Source organism: Streptomyces sp. NPDC029014 (assembly GCF_055564695.1).
In genome coordinates, this window is sequence record NZ_JBVHVT010000041.1 from 34,054 (window position 1) to 52,256 (window position 18,203).

The 18,203-nt window shown below is 72.1% G+C and carries 17 protein-coding genes; 14 read left to right on the top strand and 3 right to left on the bottom strand.

Going from position 1 to position 18,203, the window contains the following annotated elements; translation table 11 throughout:
* Positions 1 to 127: 127 nt before the first annotated feature.
* Complete coding sequence (rpsT, locus tag ACZ4VL_RS22725; protein ID WP_361083950.1) at positions 128 to 394, bottom strand: 30S ribosomal protein S20; 267 nt, start codon at positions 392 to 394, stop codon at positions 128 to 130.
* Between the two features lie 228 nt (positions 395 to 622).
* On the opposite strand from rpsT, the gene lepA reads away from it, so the two are divergent.
* From lepA to hemW, 3 genes are all read left to right on the top strand, one after another.
* Positions 623 to 2,488 (top strand): translation elongation factor 4, encoded by a 1,866-nt coding sequence (gene lepA, locus ACZ4VL_RS22730; protein ID WP_468202766.1) that lies wholly within the window; start codon positions 623 to 625, stop codon positions 2,486 to 2,488.
* A 248-nt stretch (positions 2,489 to 2,736) separates the two neighbouring features.
* Positions 2,737 to 4,626: an AMP-dependent synthetase/ligase gene (locus ACZ4VL_RS22735; protein ID WP_468202769.1), complete on the top strand. Its 1,890-nt coding sequence runs from the start codon at positions 2,737 to 2,739 to the stop codon at positions 4,624 to 4,626.
* 115 nt (positions 4,627 to 4,741) lie between these two features.
* Positions 4,742 to 5,974 carry a radical SAM family heme chaperone HemW gene (gene hemW / locus ACZ4VL_RS22740; RefSeq protein WP_468202771.1) on the top strand — a complete coding sequence of 411 codons (1,233 nt, stop codon included), beginning with the start codon at positions 4,742 to 4,744 and terminating at the stop codon, positions 5,972 to 5,974.
* 52 nt (positions 5,975 to 6,026) lie between these two features.
* On the opposite strand, the gene ACZ4VL_RS22745 is transcribed toward hemW, so the two are convergent.
* Positions 6,027 to 6,827: a DUF3097 domain-containing protein gene (locus tag ACZ4VL_RS22745; RefSeq protein ID WP_468202774.1), complete on the bottom strand. Its 801-nt coding sequence runs from the start codon at positions 6,825 to 6,827 to the stop codon at positions 6,027 to 6,029.
* Positions 6,820 to 7,581 carry an MBL fold metallo-hydrolase gene (locus ACZ4VL_RS22750; RefSeq protein ID WP_468202777.1) on the bottom strand — a complete coding sequence of 254 codons (762 nt, stop codon included), beginning with the start codon at positions 7,579 to 7,581 and terminating at the stop codon, positions 6,820 to 6,822. The genes ACZ4VL_RS22745 and ACZ4VL_RS22750 overlap by 8 nt, the downstream gene beginning before the upstream one ends.
* Positions 7,582 to 7,725: 144 nt before the next feature.
* Here ACZ4VL_RS22750 and hrcA point away from each other — a divergent pair, with 144 nt between their 5' ends.
* The 11 genes from hrcA to ACZ4VL_RS22805 all read left to right on the top strand — a co-directional run bounded on the left by hrcA (position 7,726) and on the right by ACZ4VL_RS22805 (position 17,931).
* Positions 7,726 to 8,742, top strand: a complete 1,017-nt coding sequence (gene hrcA / locus ACZ4VL_RS22755) for a heat-inducible transcriptional repressor HrcA (RefSeq protein WP_468202779.1) — start codon at positions 7,726 to 7,728, stop codon at positions 8,740 to 8,742.
* Positions 8,743 to 9,882 (top strand): molecular chaperone DnaJ, encoded by a 1,140-nt coding sequence (gene dnaJ, locus ACZ4VL_RS22760; RefSeq protein ID WP_468202782.1) that lies wholly within the window; start codon positions 8,743 to 8,745, stop codon positions 9,880 to 9,882.
* 158 nt (positions 9,883 to 10,040) lie between these two features.
* A complete protein-coding gene (locus tag ACZ4VL_RS22765; RefSeq protein ID WP_468202785.1) occupies positions 10,041 to 11,132 on the top strand; it encodes a nitronate monooxygenase in 1,092 nt (363 codons plus the stop codon).
* Positions 11,129 to 11,872: a 16S rRNA (uracil(1498)-N(3))-methyltransferase gene (locus tag ACZ4VL_RS22770; protein ID WP_468202786.1), complete on the top strand. Its 744-nt coding sequence runs from the start codon at positions 11,129 to 11,131 to the stop codon at positions 11,870 to 11,872. The genes ACZ4VL_RS22765 and ACZ4VL_RS22770 overlap by 4 nt, the downstream gene beginning before the upstream one ends.
* 106 nt (positions 11,873 to 11,978) lie before the next feature.
* Positions 11,979 to 12,338, top strand: coding sequence for a histidine triad nucleotide-binding protein (locus ACZ4VL_RS22775; protein WP_468202854.1), 360 nt, complete (start codon positions 11,979 to 11,981; stop codon positions 12,336 to 12,338).
* Between the two features lie 4 nt (positions 12,339 to 12,342).
* Positions 12,343 to 13,254, top strand: coding sequence for a ribonuclease Z (locus ACZ4VL_RS22780; protein WP_452939546.1), 912 nt, complete (start codon positions 12,343 to 12,345; stop codon positions 13,252 to 13,254).
* A gap of 166 nt (positions 13,255 to 13,420) precedes the next feature.
* Positions 13,421 to 14,518, top strand: a complete 1,098-nt coding sequence (locus tag ACZ4VL_RS22785; protein WP_468202790.1) for a carbohydrate kinase family protein — start codon at positions 13,421 to 13,423, stop codon at positions 14,516 to 14,518.
* Between the two features lie 180 nt (positions 14,519 to 14,698).
* Positions 14,699 to 15,754, top strand: coding sequence for a PhoH family protein (locus ACZ4VL_RS22790; RefSeq protein ID WP_468202793.1), 1,056 nt, complete (start codon positions 14,699 to 14,701; stop codon positions 15,752 to 15,754).
* Between the two features lie 13 nt (positions 15,755 to 15,767).
* Positions 15,768 to 16,265, top strand: coding sequence for an rRNA maturation RNase YbeY (ybeY, locus tag ACZ4VL_RS22795; RefSeq protein ID WP_361083911.1), 498 nt, complete (start codon positions 15,768 to 15,770; stop codon positions 16,263 to 16,265).
* Positions 16,262 to 17,572 carry a hemolysin family protein gene (locus ACZ4VL_RS22800; RefSeq protein ID WP_468202797.1) on the top strand — a complete coding sequence of 437 codons (1,311 nt, stop codon included), beginning with the start codon at positions 16,262 to 16,264 and terminating at the stop codon, positions 17,570 to 17,572. Before ybeY ends, ACZ4VL_RS22800 begins: the two co-directional genes overlap by 4 nt.
* Positions 17,569 to 17,931: an MmcQ/YjbR family DNA-binding protein gene (locus ACZ4VL_RS22805; protein WP_385848764.1), complete on the top strand. Its 363-nt coding sequence runs from the start codon at positions 17,569 to 17,571 to the stop codon at positions 17,929 to 17,931. Before ACZ4VL_RS22800 ends, ACZ4VL_RS22805 begins: the two co-directional genes overlap by 4 nt.
* Positions 17,932 to 18,203 lie beyond the last annotated feature (272 nt).

The following is an 18,203-nucleotide window of genomic DNA, read 5'->3' on the forward strand; positions in this document are numbered from 1 at the left end:
GCCTTCGGTTACTACTGTGTGTGCGCCGCACCCGCGTGGCGAACGCAGGCCGCGTGCGGCGCTGGGGTGCCGGTCAGGAGCGGATGAGAGGGCCCGCTGGGTCCTTCCCGGCGATCACATCGAGTGCTCAGCCCTGAAGGGAGGCAACCTTGGAGGCCAGCGCCGACTTCTTGTTGGCGGCGGCGTTCTTGTGGATGACACCCTTCGACACAGCCTTGTCCAGCTTCCGCGAGGCGACGCGCGCCGCAGCGGTGGCCTTCTCGACGTCGCCGGCGACGACGGCCTCGTTGGCCTTGCGGATGAAGGTGCGGAGCTCGGACTTGACGGACTTGTTGCGCAGGCGCGCCTTCTCGTTCGTCTTGATCCGCTTGATCTGGGACTTGATGTTCGCCACGAAAGAGCCTTTTCAGGTTCAGAGTTTGATCTTCCGGTCGTGCCCCTACCCCCCGGACTGCGTCCGGGGAGGCGCCCACGGGTGAGAGGGCGTACGAGACACAGCTGCCCAGGCTACCAGGGGCCCTCGGGGTGGCCCAAACCGAGCGCACTGCCCCGTCCATGGGACCATGGGAGCTGCGTACAGATCCGACCCAACGCTTCTGCGACCCGAGAATCAGGACACTGCGTGCCCGCCATCCCCAGCCACGTGCCCGAGCCGAGCCGTACCGACCCGGCGCTGATCCGCAATTTCTGCATCATCGCGCACATCGACCACGGCAAGTCGACGCTTGCCGACCGGATGCTGCAGCTCACCGGGGTCGTCGACCAGCGGCAGATGCGCGCCCAGTACCTCGACCGCATGGACATCGAACGTGAACGCGGCATCACGATCAAGTCCCAGGCGGTCCGACTGCCCTGGGCGCCCACCTCGGGCGACGGCGTGGGCCGGACGCACATCCTCAACATGATCGACACGCCCGGGCACGTCGACTTCACCTACGAGGTCTCGCGCTCCCTCGCCGCGTGCGAGGGCACGATCCTCCTGGTGGACGCGGCCCAGGGCATCGAGGCGCAGACCCTCGCCAACCTGTACCTGGCGATGGAGAACGACCTCGCCATCGTCCCGGTCCTCAACAAGATCGACCTGCCGGCGGCCCAGCCGGAGAAGTTCGCCGAGGAGCTGGCGAACCTGGTCGGCTGCGACCCCGACGACGTGCTGCGCGTCTCCGCCAAGACGGGTGTCGGCGTGGAGGCCCTGCTCGACCGCGTCGTGCAGACCGTCCCGGCGCCGGTCGGCGTCAAGGACGCCCCCGCCCGCGCGATGATCTTCGACTCGGTCTACGACTCGTACCGCGGTGTCGTGACGTACGTCCGTGTGGTCGACGGCACGCTCAACAAGCGCGAGCGCATCCGGATGATGTCCACCGGCGCCACGCACGAGCTGCTGGAGATCGGCACCAACTCGCCCGAGATGCTGCCGGCCGACGGCCTCTCCGTCGGCGAGGTGGGCTACCTGATCACCGGTGTGAAGGACGTCCGCCAGTCCAAGGTCGGCGACACCATCACCCAGCAGACCGGCGGTGCCACCGAGGCGCTCGGCGGCTACAAGGACCCGAAGCCGATGGTCTTCTCGGGCCTGTACCCGCTCGACGGCTCGGACTACCCGGAGCTGCGCGAGGCCCTGGACAAGCTCCAGCTCAACGACGCGGCCCTGGTCTACGAGCCGGAGACCTCCGCGGCCCTCGGCTTCGGCTTCCGCGTCGGCTTCCTCGGCCTGCTCCACCTGGACGTGGTCCGCGAGCGCCTGGAGCGCGAGTTCGGCCTCGACCTGATCGCCACCGCCCCGAACGTGGTCTACCGCGTCGTGCTGGAGGACGGCACGGAGGTCACGGTCACCAACCCGAGCGAGTTCCCCGAGGGCAAGATCCGCGACGTGTTCGAGCCGGTCGTGCGGGCCACCGTGCTCGCGCCCACCGAGTTCATCGGCGCGATCATGGAGCTGTGCCAGACCCGCCGCGGCACGCTGCTCGGCATGGACTACCTCTCCGAGGACCGCGTCGAGATCCGCTACACGCTGCCGCTCGCGGAGATCGTCTTCGACTTCTTCGACCAGCTGAAGTCGAAGACGCGCGGCTACGCCTCCCTCGACTACGAGCCCACCGGCGAGCAGGCCTCCAGCCTGGTCAAGGTCGACATCCTGCTGCACGGCGACAAGGTCGACGCCTTCTCCGCGGTCACCCACAAGGACGCCGCCTACGCCTACGGCGTGCGCCTCGTCGCCAAGCTGCGCGAGCTCATCCCCCGGCAGGCCTTCGAGGTGCCGATCCAGGCCGCGATCGGCTCGCGCGTCATCGCCCGCGAGACCATCCGCGCCATCCGCAAGGACGTCCTCGCCAAGTGCTACGGCGGTGACATCTCCCGTAAGCGGAAGCTGCTGGAGAAGCAGAAGGAAGGCAAGAAGCGCATGAAGATGGTCGGCTCCGTGGAGGTCCCCCAGGACGCCTTCATCGCCGTCCTCTCGAGCGACGAATCCGGCGGCAAGAAGAAGTAGCAGCTCGCCGCCGTCACCCGCCGTTGCAGGCGGAACAGGTCCCCGCGTACACATGCGGGGGCCTGTTTCGTTATGAATCGGCGGCTCAAGGGCCCTTACGCGGCAGGCGGAGGGCCCCTACCCTGATCACTGCCGTTGGTTACCCGCGAGTTACAACACTTTGGCCGCAAGATTGCTGCCAGCCCTGTCGGAAGCCCGCCGCCCACCCCCTGGTCGGCAGGCCCTGCCGCGTGGTCCGGAGGACGTCCGTGAGCGACACACAGACCCTGATCGAGAACCGCCCGCCCTCCGTGGCGGCCCTCTTCCTTGAGCGTGTCGCCGCCACGCCCAACGCCGAGGCCTACCGGTACCCGGTGCCCCCGGCCTCCGGCAGCGGCCCCGACGACTGGAGGTCGCTGAGCTGGGGCCAGGCGGCCGAGCGGGTCTTCGCCATCGCAGCCGGCCTGATCGACCTCGGCCTCAAGGCCGAGGAGCGGGTCGCGCTGGCCTCCAACACCCGCGTCGAGTGGATCCTGTCCGACCTCGGCGTGATGTGCGCGGGCGGCGCGGTCACCACCATCTACCCCAGTACCAACGCCGACGAGTCCGCGTTCATCCTCAAGGACTCCGCCAGCCGGGTGCTGATCGCCGAGGACGCCGCGCAGCTGGCCAAGGCCCGCGAGCGCCGCACCGACCTGCCCGACCTCCGGCACGTCGTGGTCCTGGAGGCCGCCGACGCGGTTCCCGCCCAGGGCGACCCGGAGGGCTGGGTGGTCTCCCTCGCCGATCTGGAGGCCCGCGGCAAGCAGTACCTCACCGAGTACCCGGAGGCGGTCGAGGAGCGCATCGGCGCCATCACCGCCGACCAGCTCGCCACCCTCATCTACACCTCCGGCACCACCGGCCGCCCCAAGGGCGTGCGGCTCCCGCACGACAACTGGTCGTACATGGCCAAGGCCACCGTGGCCACCGGTCTGATCACCGCCGAGGACGTCCAGTACCTGTGGCTGCCGCTGGCGCACGTCTTCGGCAAGGTCCTGACCTCCGGCCAGATCGAGGTCGGGCACGTCACCGCCGTCGACGGCCGCATCGACAAGATCGTCGAGAACCTGCCGGTCGTCCAGCCCACCTACATGGCGGCCGTCCCGCGCATCTTCGAGAAGGTCTACAACGGGGCCGCGGGCAAGGCCCGGGCCGGCGGCGGGGCCAAGTACAAGATCTTCCAGTGGGCCGTCGACGTCGCCCGCGAGTACGCCAAGGTCACCCAGGACAACTACCGCCGCACCGGCCGGGCCACCGCCCCCTTCGGCCTCACCACCAAGCACAAGATCGCCGACGCGCTCGTCTACTCCAAGCTCCGCGAGGCCTTCGGCGGCCGGCTGCGCGCCGCCGTCTCCGGCGCCTCCGCCCTGGCCCCCGAGATCGGCTACTTCTTCTCCGGCGCCGGCATCCACATCCTGGAGGGCTACGGCCTGACCGAGTCCAGCGCCGCCTCCTTCGTCAACCCCGGCGAGGCCTACCGCACCGGCACCGTCGGCAAGCCGCTCCCCGGCACCGAGGTCCGCATCGCCGACGACGGCGAGATCCTGCTGCGCGGCCCCGGCGTCATGCAGGGCTACCACGGCCAGCCCGAGAAGACCGCCGAGGTGCTCGAAGAGGACGGCTGGTTGCACACCGGCGACATCGGCGAGCTCTCGCCCGACGGCTACCTGCGCATCACGGACCGCAAGAAGGACCTGATCAAGACCTCCGGCGGCAAGTACGTCGCCCCGGCCGAGATCGAGGGCCAGTTCAAGGCGATCTGCCCGTACGTGTCGAGCATCGTCGTGCACGGCGCCGACCGGAACTTCTGCTCCGCGCTGGTCGCCCTCGACGAGCCCTCCATCATGGGCTGGGCCGCCGAGAACGGGCTCGAGGGCAGGACGTACGCCGAGGTGCTGGCCGCCGCCGAGACGAACCGGCTGGTCGAAACCTACGTGCAGACCCTCAACGAGGGGCTGCAGCGCTGGCAGACGATCAAGAAGTTCCGGATCCTGCCGCGCGACCTCGACGTGGAGCACGGCGACCTCACGCCCAGCCTCAAGCTGAAGCGGCCGGTCGTCGAGCGTGAGTTCAAGCACCTGATCGACGAGATGTACGAGGGCGCCCGCGAGGCCTGAGCCCTGCGGTACGGGGCCCGGCGGACCGCCGGGCCCTCCCGCGGCAGCGGCTGCCGGGTGGCCGCCGGGCGCCCGCCCGGACGGGCCCGCGGCCCGCGTACGGGACAATGGGCGCATGCCTTCCGCACTGCCCGACGGCGAGCCCGTGCCCGAAGACGGCGCGCTGCCGCCGCACGCCCTGGCGGGCGCCGGGGACCGTCCGCTGGGGTTCTACCTGCACGTCCCGTACTGCGCCACCCGCTGCGGGTACTGCGACTTCAACACCTACACCGCGACCGAGCTGCGCGGCTCCGGCGGCGTGCTCGCCTCCCGGGAGAACTACGCCGACACCCTGATCGACGAGGTCCGCCTCGCCCGCAAGGTCCTCGGCGACGACCCGCGGCCCGTCCGCACGGTGTTCGTCGGCGGCGGCACGCCCACGCTGCTGCCCGCCGCGCACCTGGTCCGCATGCTCGCGGCGATCCGCGACGAGTTCGGCCTGGCCGAGGACGCGGAGATCACCACCGAGGCCAACCCGGAGTCGGTCGACCCGGCCTACCTGGCCGAGCTGCGCGCCGGCGGCTTCAACCGGATTTCCTTCGGCATGCAGAGCGCGCGGCAGCACGTCCTGAAGGTGCTCGACCGCACGCACACCCCGGGCCGCCCCGAGGCCTGCGTCGCGGAGGCCCGCCGGGCCGGCTTCGAGCACGTCAACCTGGACCTGATCTACGGCACGCCAGGGGAGTCGGACGACGACTGGCGGGCCTCGCTGGACGCGGCCCTCGGCGCCGGCCCGGACCACGTCTCGGCGTACGCCCTGATCGTGGAGGAGGGCACTCAGCTCGCCCGCCGGATCCGCCGCGGCGAGGTCCCCATGACCGACGACGACGTCCACGCGGACCGGTACCTGATCGCGGACGAGGTGTTCGCCGCGGCCGGCTACTCCTGGTACGAGGTCTCCAACTGGGCCGCCTCCGAGGCGGGCCGCTGCCTGCACAACGAGCTGTACTGGCGGGGCGCGGACTGGTGGGGCGCGGGCCCCGGCGCGCACAGCCACGTCGGCGGGGTGCGCTGGTGGAACGTGAAGCACCCCGGCGCCTACGCGGCCGCGCTGGCCGCGGGCCGGTCCCCCGGCGCCGGCCGCGAGCTGCTGTCCGAGGAGGACCGGCGCGTCGAGCGGATCCTGCTGGAGCTGCGGCTCGTGGACGGCTGCCCGCTGTCCCTGCTTGCCCCGGCCGGCCTGGCGGCCTCCCGCCGCGCCGTGGAGGACGGCCTGCTGGAGCCGGGCCCGTACGCGGCCGGGCGCGCCGTGCTCACCCTGCGGGGCCGGCTGCTGGCCGACGCGGTGGTCCGGGACCTGGTCGACTGACACCGGCCGCCCGGCCCGAGCCTCGGCGGCGCGGGTCGGGCCGCGGGCCGGGTCAGGCCGTGACGTGGTCGATGAGGTGCTCCACCGCGCCCAGCAGGGCGGGCTCCAGGTCCCTGTACGACGTCACGCGGGACAGGACGTGCTGCCAGGCGGCCCCGGTGTGCTCGGGCCAGCCCAGCGCCCGGCAGACGCCCGTCTTCCAGTCCTGGCCGCGCGGGACCTCGGGCCAGGCGGCGATGCCCAGCGCGGACGGCTTCACGGCCTGCCAGACGTCCACGTACGGGTGGCCCAGCACCAGCACGTCGTCACAGGCGACGGCCGCGGCGATCCGGGACTCCTTCGAGCCGGGCACCAGGTGGTCGACCAGGACGCCCAGGCGGGCGTCCGGGCCGGGCGCGAACTCCGCGACGACGTCGGGCAGGTGGTCGACGCCCTCCAGGTACTCCACGACGACGCCCTCGATCCGCAGGTCGTCGCCCCACACCCGCTCGACCAGCTCGGCGTCGTGCCGGCCCTCCACGTAGATCCGCCCCGCCCGCGCCACCCGGGCCCGGGCCCCCGGGACCGCGATCGAGCCCGAGGCCGTGCGCCGCGGCCCCGCCGAGGTCCGGGCGGCGGGCCGGACGAGGGTGACCACGGCCCCCTCCAGCAGGAAGCCGCGGGGCTCCAGCGGGAAGACCCGCCGCTTGCCGAAGCGGTCCTCCAGGGTCACCGTGCCCGCCTCGCAGGCCACCACGGCGCCGCAGAAGTCCGTACCGGCCACCTCGACCACCAGGTCGGGATCGGCGGGCACCTCGGGCACGGCCCGGGCGCGCTTCCACGGCGGGGTCAGGTCGGGGGAGTACTCACGCATCCGGCCGCCCCTGGGGGAGCGGGTGCGCGCCCGGGTCCGTCAGACCGAACCGGGCGGCCAGTGCGTCGCGTTGCGCGCGGACGAAGGCCGCGTCGACCACGGCGCCGTGCCCCGGCACGTACAGCGCGTCCTCCCCGCCCAGCGCCAGCAGTCGGTCCACGGCCGCCGGCCACTGCTCGGGCAGCGCGTCCCGGCCCGCCTGGGGCTCGCCGGACTCCTCCACGAGGTCGCCGCAGAACACCGTCTCGCGCTCGCCCGGCACGAAGACGGCGAGGTCGTAGGGGGTGTGGCCGGGCCCCACGTTGGCCAGCAGCACCTGGACGCCGCCCAGGTCGAGCGTCCACTCGCCCGACACCAGGTGCCGCGGGGGCACCAGCAGGTCCGCGGCCTCGGCGGCCTCGGCCGCGTCCAGGCCCTGGCGCACCGCGTCCTCCCGGAGCTCTTCGCGTCCCGAGCGGAGCTCGCCGTCGAGCCCGACCGCCCCGTAGACCTCGGCCCCGGAGAAGGCCGCGCTGCCCAGGACGTGATCGAAATGTCCGTGGGTGAATGCGATATGGGTCACGTGCCGGCCCGTCAGCCGCTCGGCCTCGGCCCTCAGCGAGGCCCCCTCACGAACGCTCGAACCGGGGTCGATCATCAGGACGGAATCGTCCCCGACCACCAGTCCCACCGTGCAATCCCACACCGGAAGACGCTTGCGGCCGGTCCGCCGTGTCAAACGTTCCCAATTCGTGTCTTCCCACCGTACGTCCATACCGCGACGCTACCTGGCGGGCCACCCTTGCTAGCCGTGCACTACCCGGCCGTACACTGGCCGGGGGATCGCTGGCACTCCGACGAGGCGAGTGCCAGAAGCAGTGGACCACGACGACCCGCATCACAGCTGGAGGTGTGCGCGATGCTCAGCGAACGCAGACTCGAGGTGCTCCGCGCCATCGTCCAGGACTACGTCGGGACGGAGGAGCCGGTCGGCTCCAAGGCGCTGACCGAGCGCCACAAGCTCGGCGTCTCGCCGGCCACCGTGCGCAACGACATGGCCGTCCTGGAGGAGGAGGGCTACATCGCCCAGCCGCACACGAGTGCCGGCCGGATCCCCACGGACAAGGGCTACCGCCTCTTCGTCGACAAGCTGGCGGACGTCAAGCCGCTGTCGACGCCGGAGCGCCGGGCCATCCAGAACTTCCTCGACGGCGCCGTCGACCTCGACGACGTCATCGGCCGGACGGTGCGGCTGCTCTCGACGCTGACCCGGCAGGTCGCGATCGTGCAGTACCCGTCGCTGACCCGCTCCACGGTCCGGCACGTCGAACTGCTCGCGCTGGCGCCGGCCCGCCTGATGCTGGTGCTGATCACCGACACCGGCCGGGTCGAACAGCGGCTGGTCGACTGCCAGGCGCCGTTCGCCGAGAGCTCGCTCGCCGATCTGCGGGCGCGGCTCAACAGCAGGGTCGTCGGCCGCCGGTTCACCGATGTGCCGCGGCTCGTGCAGGACCTCCCGGAGGCCTTCGAGCCGGACGACCGGGGCACGGTCGCGACCGTGCTCCAGACGTTGCTGGAGACGCTGGCGGAGGAGGCGGAGGAGCGGCTGATGATCGGCGGTACCGCCAATCTGACGCGCTCCGGACATGATTTCCCCCTGACGATCAGGCCGGTGCTGGAGGCGCTGGAGGAGCAGGTCGTGCTCCTCAAGCTGCTCGGCGAGGCCAGTGAATCAGGCATGGCTGTACGAATCGGACATGAGAACGCTTACGAGGGACTGAACTCCACGTCCGTCGTGTCGGTCGGCTACGGTTCGGGCGGCGAGAGTGTCGCCAAACTCGGCGTGGTCGGACCGACCCGCATGGACTACCCCGGAACGATGGGAGCGGTACGCGCAGTGGCACGTTACGTCGGACAGATCCTGGCGGAGTCGTAAGTGGCCACGGACTACTACGCCGTACTCGGCGTACGCCGCGACGCATCGCAGGACGAGATCAAGAAGGCCTTCCGCCGCCTGGCGCGCGAACTCCACCCGGACGTGAATCCGGACCCGAAGACGCAGGAGCGCTTCAAGGAGATCAACGCCGCGTACGAGGTCCTCTCGGACCCGCAGAAGAAGCAGGTCTACGACCTCGGCGGGGACCCGCTGTCCTCCTCGGGCGGCGCCGGTGGCGCGGGCGGCTTCGGCGCGGGCGGCTTCGGCAACTTCTCGGACATCATGGACGCCTTCTTCGGCCAGGCGGCGCAGCGCGGACCGCGCTCGCGGACCCGTCGCGGCCAGGACGCCATGATCCGCCTCGACCTGGAGCTGGACGAGGCCGCGTTCGGTACGACCAAGGACATCCAGGTCGACACCGCCGTCGTCTGCACCACCTGCTCCGGTGAGGGCGCGGCGCCCGGCACCTCGGCGCAGACGTGTGACATGTGCCGCGGCCGCGGTGAGGTCTCGCAGGTCACCCGGTCCTTCCTGGGCCAGGTCATGACCTCGCGCCCCTGCCCCCAGTGCCAGGGCTTCGGCACCGTCGTCCCGACCCCGTGCCCCGAGTGCGCGGGCGACGGCCGGGTCCGCTCCCGCCGCAGCCTCACGGTCAAGATCCCGGCCGGCGTCGAGAACGGCACCCGGATCCAGCTCGCGGGCGAGGGCGAGGTCGGCCCCGGCGGCGGCCCCGCCGGCGACCTGTACGTCGAGATCCACGAGCTGCCGCACCCGATCTTCCAGCGGCGCGGCGACGACCTGCACTGCACGGTGACCATCCCCATGACGGCGGCGGCCCTCGGCACCAAGTGCCCGCTGGAGACGCTCGACGGCATGGAGGAGGTCGACATCCGGCCCGGCACCCAGTCCGGCCAGTCGATCCCGCTGCACGGCCGGGGCGTGACCCACCTGCGCGGCGGCGGCCGCGGCGACCTGATCGTCCACGTCGAGGTGCAGACCCCGGGCAAGCTGGACGCCCAGCAGGAGGAGCTGCTGCGCCAGCTCGCCAAGCTGCGCGGCGAGGAGCGGCCGATGGGCCAGTTCGCGCCGGGCCAGCAGGGCCTCTTCAGCCGTCTGAAGGACGCGTTCAACGGCCGCTGAGCCGCCCGCGGGAGACCGCGTGCACGACGTACGAGCCCGGTCCGGGGATACCCCGGGCCGGGCTCGGCGCTCCTGCCGGGACACCGGTCGGGCGGGGTGATGGCGGGGGCGATCGCGGAGATTCGGCGCCGTGGGCGGGACGTGGCACGATGCTGGACATGTCCTTGGCACTGAGCGGTCTCCACCGGTACCCGATCGTGCAGGCTCCCATGGCGGGCGGGGCCTCCTGTCCGCCGCTCGCCGCCGCCGTGTGCGAGGCGGGCGCCCTGGGCTTCCTCGCCGGCGGCTACAAGACCGCCGACGGCATGTACCAGGAGGTCAAACGGCTGCGCGCGCTCACCCGCCGCCCGTTCGGCGTGAACCTCTTCATGCCGCAGACCGGCCCCGTCGACCAGGCCGCCGTCGAGGCCTACCGCGGCCAACTCGCCGGCGAGGCCACCTGGTACGACGTCTCGATCGCCGAAGAGGACACCCTCGGCACCAGCGACGACGGCTACGACGCCAAGCTGGCGATCCTCCTGGAGGACCCGGTCCCGGTGGTGTCGTTCACCTACGGCTGCCCCACGGCCGCCGTCATCGCCTCCCTGCGCACGGCGGGCACGTACAGCATCGTCACCGTCACCTCGATCGACGAGGCCCGCGCCGCCCAGGCGGCGGGCGCCGACGCCGTCTGCGTCCAGGGCGTGGAGGCGGGCGGCCACCAGGGCACCCACCGCGACGACCCGCAGGCCGACGCCACGGCCGGGGTCGGCCTGCTCGCGCTGGTGGCGCAGGTGCGCGAGGCGGTGGCCCTCCCGATCATCGCGGCGGGCGGCCTGATGCGCGGCTCGCAGATCGCGGCGCTGCTGGCGGCCGGCGCGGAGGCGGCCCAGCTCGGCACGGCCTTCCTCGCCTGCCCGGAGTCCGGGGCGCACCCGCTGCACAAGAAGGCGCTGACGGACCCACTGTTCCCGCACACCGAGCTCACCAGGGCGTTCTCCGGGCGCCCGGCCCGCGGCCTGGTCAACCGTTTCATGCGGGAGCACGGCCCCTACGCCCCCGCCGCCTACCCGCAGGTCCACCACATGACCGCGGGGCTGCGCAAGGCGGCCGCCGCGGCCGGCGACCCGCAGGGCATGGCCCTGTGGGCCGGGCAGGGCCACCGGCTGGCCCGGGCGATGCCGGCCGGGGAGCTGGTGGAGGTGCTGGCGGCGGAACTGGCCGAGGCACAGAGCACGTTGAACGAGATGCAGCAGAGGAGTACGTCATGACCGCCCCCGTGTTCGTGGTCGAGGAGGTCCCCGCGGGGCCGGAGTTCGTCCTGGACGGCCCGGAGGGCCGGCACGCGGTGTCCGTGAAGCGGCTGAACCCGGGCGAGGAGGTGGTCCTCACCGACGGCCGCGGCGGCTGGGCCGAGGCCGTGGTCGAGGCGGCGGAAGGCAAGGACCGGCTGGCCGTGGTGGTGTCCGCCACGGGCCGTGAGCCCGAGCCGGAGGTCCGGATCACCGTGGTCCAGGCCCTGCCCAAGGGCGACCGCGGCGAGGTGGCCGTCGAGACGATGACCGAGACCGGGGTGGACGCGATCGTCCCCTGGCAGGCCTCGCGCTGTATCACCCAGTGGCGCGGCGACCGTGGCGCCAAGTCGCTGGCCAAGTGGCGCAACACCGCCCGCGAGGCGGGCAAGCAGTCCCGCCGGGTCCGCTTCCCCGAGGTGGCCGAGGCCATGACCACCAAGCAGGTCGCGGCCCTGCTGGCCGACGCCGACCTGGCGGTGGTGCTCCACGAGGACCGCGACCACCCGTCGGGCGCCCTGGCCACGGCCGAGCTCCCGGCCGCGGGCTCCGTCGTCCTGGTGGTCGGCCCCGAGGGCGGCGTCTCGCCCGAGGAGCTGGCCCTCTTCGCCGAGGCGGGCGCCCACCCCTTCCGCCTGGGCCCCTCGGTGCTGCGCACGTCCACGGCGGGCACCGCGGCGGCGGCGGTCCTGCTGGCTCGCACCGGCCGCTGGTCCTGAAATCCCCCGTGGGGGCGGGTCGGCGCCGGATACGATCTCCAGAATGATCCACACCGATCCGGGCCGCCCGCCCGGTTCACCACCCCACCTCACGGAAGGCGCATCGATGGCCGGCGAACCGCAGGCGGACTGCCTGTTCTGCAAGATCGTCGCGGGGCAGGTTCCGGCGACCGTGGTCCTGGAGACCGACACGGTCGTCGCCTTCCGGGACATCAACCCGCAGGCGCCCACGCACGTGCTCGTCATCCCCAAGGCGCACTACCCCGACGCGGCGTCGCTGGCCGCCGGGGCGCCGGAGCTCGCCGCCGACGTGCTGCGCGAGGCCGGGGCCATCGCCGCCCAGGAGAAGATCGACGGCCACGGCTACCGGATCGTGTTCAACACGGGCTCCGGCGCGGGCCAGACGGTCTTCCACGCGCACGCGCACGTCCTGGGCGGGCGCGGCCTGCAGTGGCCGCCGGGATAAGGCCGTGTCCGTACGAGAGTTCGTGGTGCTGGGCACCGCCAGTCAGGTGCCCACCCGCCACCGCAACCACAACGGCTACCTCCTGCGGTGGGACGGCGAGGGGATCCTCTTCGACCCGGGCGAGGGGACCCAGCGGCAGATGCTCCGCGCGGGGGTGGCCGCGCACGACATCAACCGGATCTGCGTCACCCACTTCCACGGCGACCACAGCCTCGGCCTCGCCGGGGTGATCCAGCGCATCAACCTCGACCAGGTCCCGCACCCGGTCACCGCGCACTACCCGGCCTCCGGGCAGAAGTTCTTCGACCGGCTCCGGTACGCCACCGCCTACCGGGAGACCGTCCAGCTGCGCGAGGAGCCCGTGGCGCAGGACGGAACGCTGGCCGAGGGGCCCTCGTACGTCCTCGAAGCCCGTCTCCTGTCCCACCCGGTGGAGTCCTTCGGGTATCGGCTCACCGAGCCCGACGGGCGCCGCATGCTGCCCGAACTCCTCGCCCGGCACGGGATCAAGGGCCCCGACGTGGGCCGGATCCAGCGCGAGGGCCGGCTGGACGGGGTCACGCTCGACGACGTCAGCGAGCTGCGGCCCGGCCAGAGCTTCGCCTTCGTCATGGACACCCGGCTCTGCCCCGGCGTGGAGGCCCTGGCGGAGGGCTGCGACATGCTGGTCATCGAGTCCACCTTCCTCGACGAGGATGCGCAGCTGGCCGCCGACCACGGGCACCTGACCGCCGGCCAGGCGGCCCGCGTCGCCCGCGACGGCGGAGTGCGCCACCTCGTGCTGACGCATTTCTCGCAGCGGTACGGCGACCCCTTCGAGTTCGAGCGGCAGGCCCGCGCGGCCGGCTTCGAGGGCGAACTGACCGTCGCCGCGGACCTCGCCCGGGTGCCGCTGCCCAAGCGGCGCCAGGACTGACGGGGGCGCGGGCGGGCGCCCGCGCCCCGCCTGGTGGGGCAGCGGCCCGGTGGTGACGTACGCCACACTGGGCTGTGAGTCCGGCCCGGACGGGCGGGGCCGCCGGCCTTCCGCCGGAATCCGCCGCCGGCAGAGACGACCCTTCGCGCCGATCGGGGAGTGCACCGTGACCAACCGGGACAGCAGACTCAGCCTCAGCGCCGACGTGGACCCGCTCGGTCCGCTGCGCGATCCCCAGGACCCGGGGTACGACGTCTTCCTGACCGGCACGGTCTTCCTCGACATCATCTTCACCGGCCTCGACTCCGCCCCGGTGCGCGGTACGGAGTCCTGGGCGCGCGGCATGGGCTCCAGCCCCGGCGGCGTGGCCAACATGGCCACCGCGCTCGCCCGGCTGGGTCTGCGGACCTCGCTGGCCGCGGCCTTCGGGGACGACCACTACGGCGAGTACTGCTGGGACGCGCTGGAACAGGGCGAGGGCATCGACCTGTCCATGTCGCGGACCATTCCCGGCTGGCACAGCCCCGTCACCGTCTCGATGGCGTACGAGGGCGAGCGGACGATGATCTCGCACGGCCACGAGGCGCCGCCCCCGGCCGACCCCGCCCCCTTCCCGCAGTGCCCGCCGCGCACCCGGGCAGCCGTGGCCTCGCTGGCCCCGGACCGGGCGGACGGTTGGATCGGGGAGGCGGCCCGCCGCGGCTCGCGGATCTTCGCGGACGTGGGGTGGGACGAGACGGGCCGCTGGGACCTCGGCGCACTGGCAGACCTGGAGCACTGCGACGCGTTCCTGCCGAACGCGGGGGAGGCGATGCGGTACACGCGGACCGAGTGCCCGAGGGCGGCGGCGCGGGCGCTGGCCGAGCGGGTTCCGGTCGCCGTGGTCACGCTGGGTGCCGAGGGCTCGTACGCGGTGGATTCGGGGTCCGGCGAGACGGCGGAGGTGCCGGGGATCGTGGTGGACGAGCTCGACCCGACCGGCGCCGGGGACGTCTACATGGCCGGGTTCGTCACCGGGACGCTGGCCGGGTGGCCGCTGGTCGACCGGCTCGCCTTCGCGGGCCTGACGGCGGCCCTGTCGGTCCAGGAGTTCGGCGGCTCCCTGTCGGCCCCGGGCTGGGCCGAGGTGGCCCACTGGTGGCGGACCGCCCCGGACGGGCTGCGCGGCCGCTACGGCTTCCTCGACGAGCTGCTCCCGCGGGACGCGGCCCGGGGGCCGCGGCGCCGGGCGGTGCCGACGATCGGCTTCCGCCACTTCGCGTAGCGGCCCGGGCGCCCCGCACCGGGGCACGGACACCCGTGCTCGGCCCGCCCGAGGCCGGCCGGAGGGGCGCTGGAAAACCCCTCGGTACAGCCGCCGGGGCGACGTACCCTTGGTACTCCGGAGGTCGTCGATCGGCGCGGCCCCTCAGCGGGAGGTATGTGCAGGCCACAGTGCCGGCCCATGACTCAGACATCGACAGCTCACACACCGGCGCAGGGACAGGCGCGAGCCCACTTCACCGTTCCGGCCAGCCACCCCATGGTGGCGGTGCTCGGTCCCGGTGACGCCCTGCTTCGTGTGATCGAGAAGGCCTTCCCGAAGGCCGACATCCATGTTCGGGACAACCAGGTCAGCGCGATCGGCGAAGCAGCGGAAGTCCGTCTGATCCAGCGCCTGTTCGACGAGATGATGCTCGTGCTCCGCACCGGGCAGCCGATGACGGAGGACGCAGTGGAACGCTCGATCGCCATGCTCAGGGCCAGTGACAACGGCAACGGTCCGCAGGAAACCCCTGCCGAGGTGCTCACGCAGAACATCCTCTCCAGCCGCGGCCGCACCATCCGCCCCAAGACCCTGAACCAGAAGCGGTACGTCGACGCGATCGACAAGCACACGATCGTCTTCGGCATCGGCCCCGCCGGTACCGGCAAGACCTACCTCGCCATGGCCAAGGCGGTCCAGGCCCTGCAGTCCAAGCAGGTCAGCCGGATCATCCTGACCCGCCCGGCCGTCGAGGCCGGAGAGCGGCTCGGCTTCCTGCCCGGCACGCTCTTCGACAAGATCGATCCGTACCTGCGGCCGCTGTACGACGCGCTGCACGACATGCTCGACCCGGACTCGATCCCGCGGCTCATGGCCAACGGGACGATCGAGGTGGCCCCGCTCGCGTACATGCGCGGCCGCACCCTCAACGACGCCTTCGTGGTCCTCGACGAGGCGCAGAACACGAGCCCGGAACAGATGAAGATGTTCCTGACCCGGCTCGGCTTCGATTCGAAGATCGTCATCACGGGCGACATCACCCAGGTCGACCTCCCCGGCGGCACCAAGTCGGGTCTGCGCCAGGTCCAGTCGATCCTCGAAGGGATCCCGGACATCCACTTCTCGCGGCTCACGTCCGAGGATGTCGTCCGGCACAAGCTGGTCGGCCGTATCGTCGATGCGTACGAGAAGTACGACGACAGCCAGGCGGACCGGGAATCCCGGCCGGCCCGGAACGGCTCCCAGCGGAAGTAGAACCCAGCGCACCATGTCGATCGACGTCAACAACGAGTCCGGAACCGAGGTCGACGAGCGGGCGATCCTCGACATCGCCCGCTACGCGCTGACCCGCATGCGGATCCACCCCCTGTCCGAGCTGTCCGTCATCGTCGTCGACGAGGACGCCATGGAACAGCTCCACATCCAGTGGATGGACCTGCCCGGACCCACCGACGTCATGTCCTTCCCGATGGACGAGCTCCGTCCGCCGGCCAAGGACGACGAGGAGCCCCCGCAGGGGCTCCTCGGCGACATCGTGCTCTGCCCCGAGGTGGCGAAGAAGCAGGGCGACGAGGCCCCGACCCGGCACTCCATGGACGAGGAGCTCCAGCTCCTGACCGTCCACGGGGTGCTGCACCTGCTCGGCTACGACCACGAGGAGCCGGACGAGAAGGCCGAGATGTTCGGCCTCCAGGCGGCCATCGTGGACGGCTGGCGCAGCGAGCGCGGCCTGACGGGCCCCTCCCCGGCCCCGACCGTCTCGTGACCGCCCCGCAACTGATCACCGGGGCGGTCCTGCTGGTGGTGGTCGCGTGGTTCGCGGCCTGCGCCGAGTCGGGCCTCGCCCGGGTGTCCAGCTTCCGCGCCGAACAGGCCGTACGGGAGGGCCGGCGCGGCAGCGAGAAGCTGCTCCAGGTCGCCCAGGACACCACCCGCTACCTCAACGTCGCCCTGCTGGTCCGGGTGACCTGCGAGATGGCGGCGGGGGTGCTCGTCACGTACGTGTGCCTCGACGCGCTCGGAGAGAACTGGAAGGCGCTGCTCACCGCCATCGCCGTGATGGTCCTGGTCTCCTTCGTGGCCGTCGGCGTCTCGCCGCGCACCATCGGCCGCCAGCACCCGCTCGGCACGGCGACGGCCGCCGCGTACGTGCTGGTGCCGCTCGCCCGCGTCATGGGGCCCATCCCGCAGCTGCTGATCCTCATCGGCAACGCCCTGACCCCCGGCAAGGGCTTCCGCAAGGGGCCGTTCGCCTCGGAGGCCGAGCTGCGCGCGATGGTCGACCTGGCCGAGAAGGAGTCGCTGATCGAGGACGAGGAGCGCCGGATGGTGCACCAGGTCTTCGAACTGGGCGACACGCTGGTGCGCGAGGTGATGGTGCCGCGCACCGACCTGGTCTGCATCGAGCGGTACAAGACGATCCGCCAGGCGACCACGCTCGCCCTGCGCTCGGGCTTCTCGCGCATCCCGGTGACCGGGGAGAACGAGGACGACATCGTGGGGATCGTGTACCTGAAGGACCTGGTCCGCAAGACCCACATCAGCCGGGACGCGGAGTCCGACCTGGTCTCGACGGCCATGCGGCCCGCGGCCTTCGTGCCGGACACCAAGAACGCGGGCGACCTGCTGCGGGAGATGCAGCAGGTGCGCAACCACGTCGCCGTCGTGGTCGACGAGTACGGCGGTACGGCCGGCATCGTCACCATCGAGGACATCCTGGAGGAGATCGTCGGCGAGATCACCGACGAGTACGACCGGGAGCTGCCGCCCGTCGAGGACCTGGGCGAGGACCGCTACCGGGTCACGGCCCGCCTCGACATCACCGACCTCGGCGAGCTGTTCAAGGTCGAGGCCTTCGACGACGAGGACGTGGAGACGGTCGGCGGACTGCTGGCCAAGGCCCTCGGCCGGGTACCCATCGCGGGCGCCTCGGCGCTGGTCGAGCTGCCCGACGGCAGGCCCCTGCGGCTGACGGCCGAGGCTCCTGCCGGCCGCCGGAACAAGATCGTGACGGTGCTCGTGGAGCCCGTGTCCCCGGCGGAGGCCGAGGGCGAGGGCGAGGAGGGCGAATGACCCCGGCAGAGCTGCGGGAGCTGTGCCTCGGTTTCAACGCCGCGGTGGAGGAGTTCCCCTTCAACCCCGAGACCTCGGTGTTCAAGGTGCTCGGGAAGGTGTTCGCCCTGTCGGCGCTCGACGCGGAGCCGCTGAAGGTGAACCTCAAGTGCGAGCCCGAGCTGGCGGTGCGGCTGCGCGCCGAGCACGCGGCGATCGTGCCGGGCTGGCACATGAACAAGCGGCACTGGAACACCGTGACCGTGGGCGGGCCCGACGCCCTGCCCGACGCGATGGTGCGGGAGCTCGTCGAGGACAGCTACGACCTGGTGGTCGCGGGCCTGCCGAAGGCGGAGCGGCTGCGTCTCGACCGGCCCTGAGCGGACCGGCTGCCCGGCGGACCGGCTGCCCGGTGCCGTCGCGGGGTGGGACGAACGTCACTGTTTTCTGCGGCCCCCGACCGGGGGCAATCGCTTGGCGTGCCCTTATGTTGGTCCAGGCCAATCCCTGAGACCGGTATGACGCGGGGGACAGACGGGGGACGGAGGGGAGAGGGGGGGGGGGGGGGGGGGGGGGGGGGGGGGGGGGGGGGGGGGGGGAGGAGGGGGTGTTCCCTAGCCCCCAAACCACAAGCCACACCACAGAAAAACCA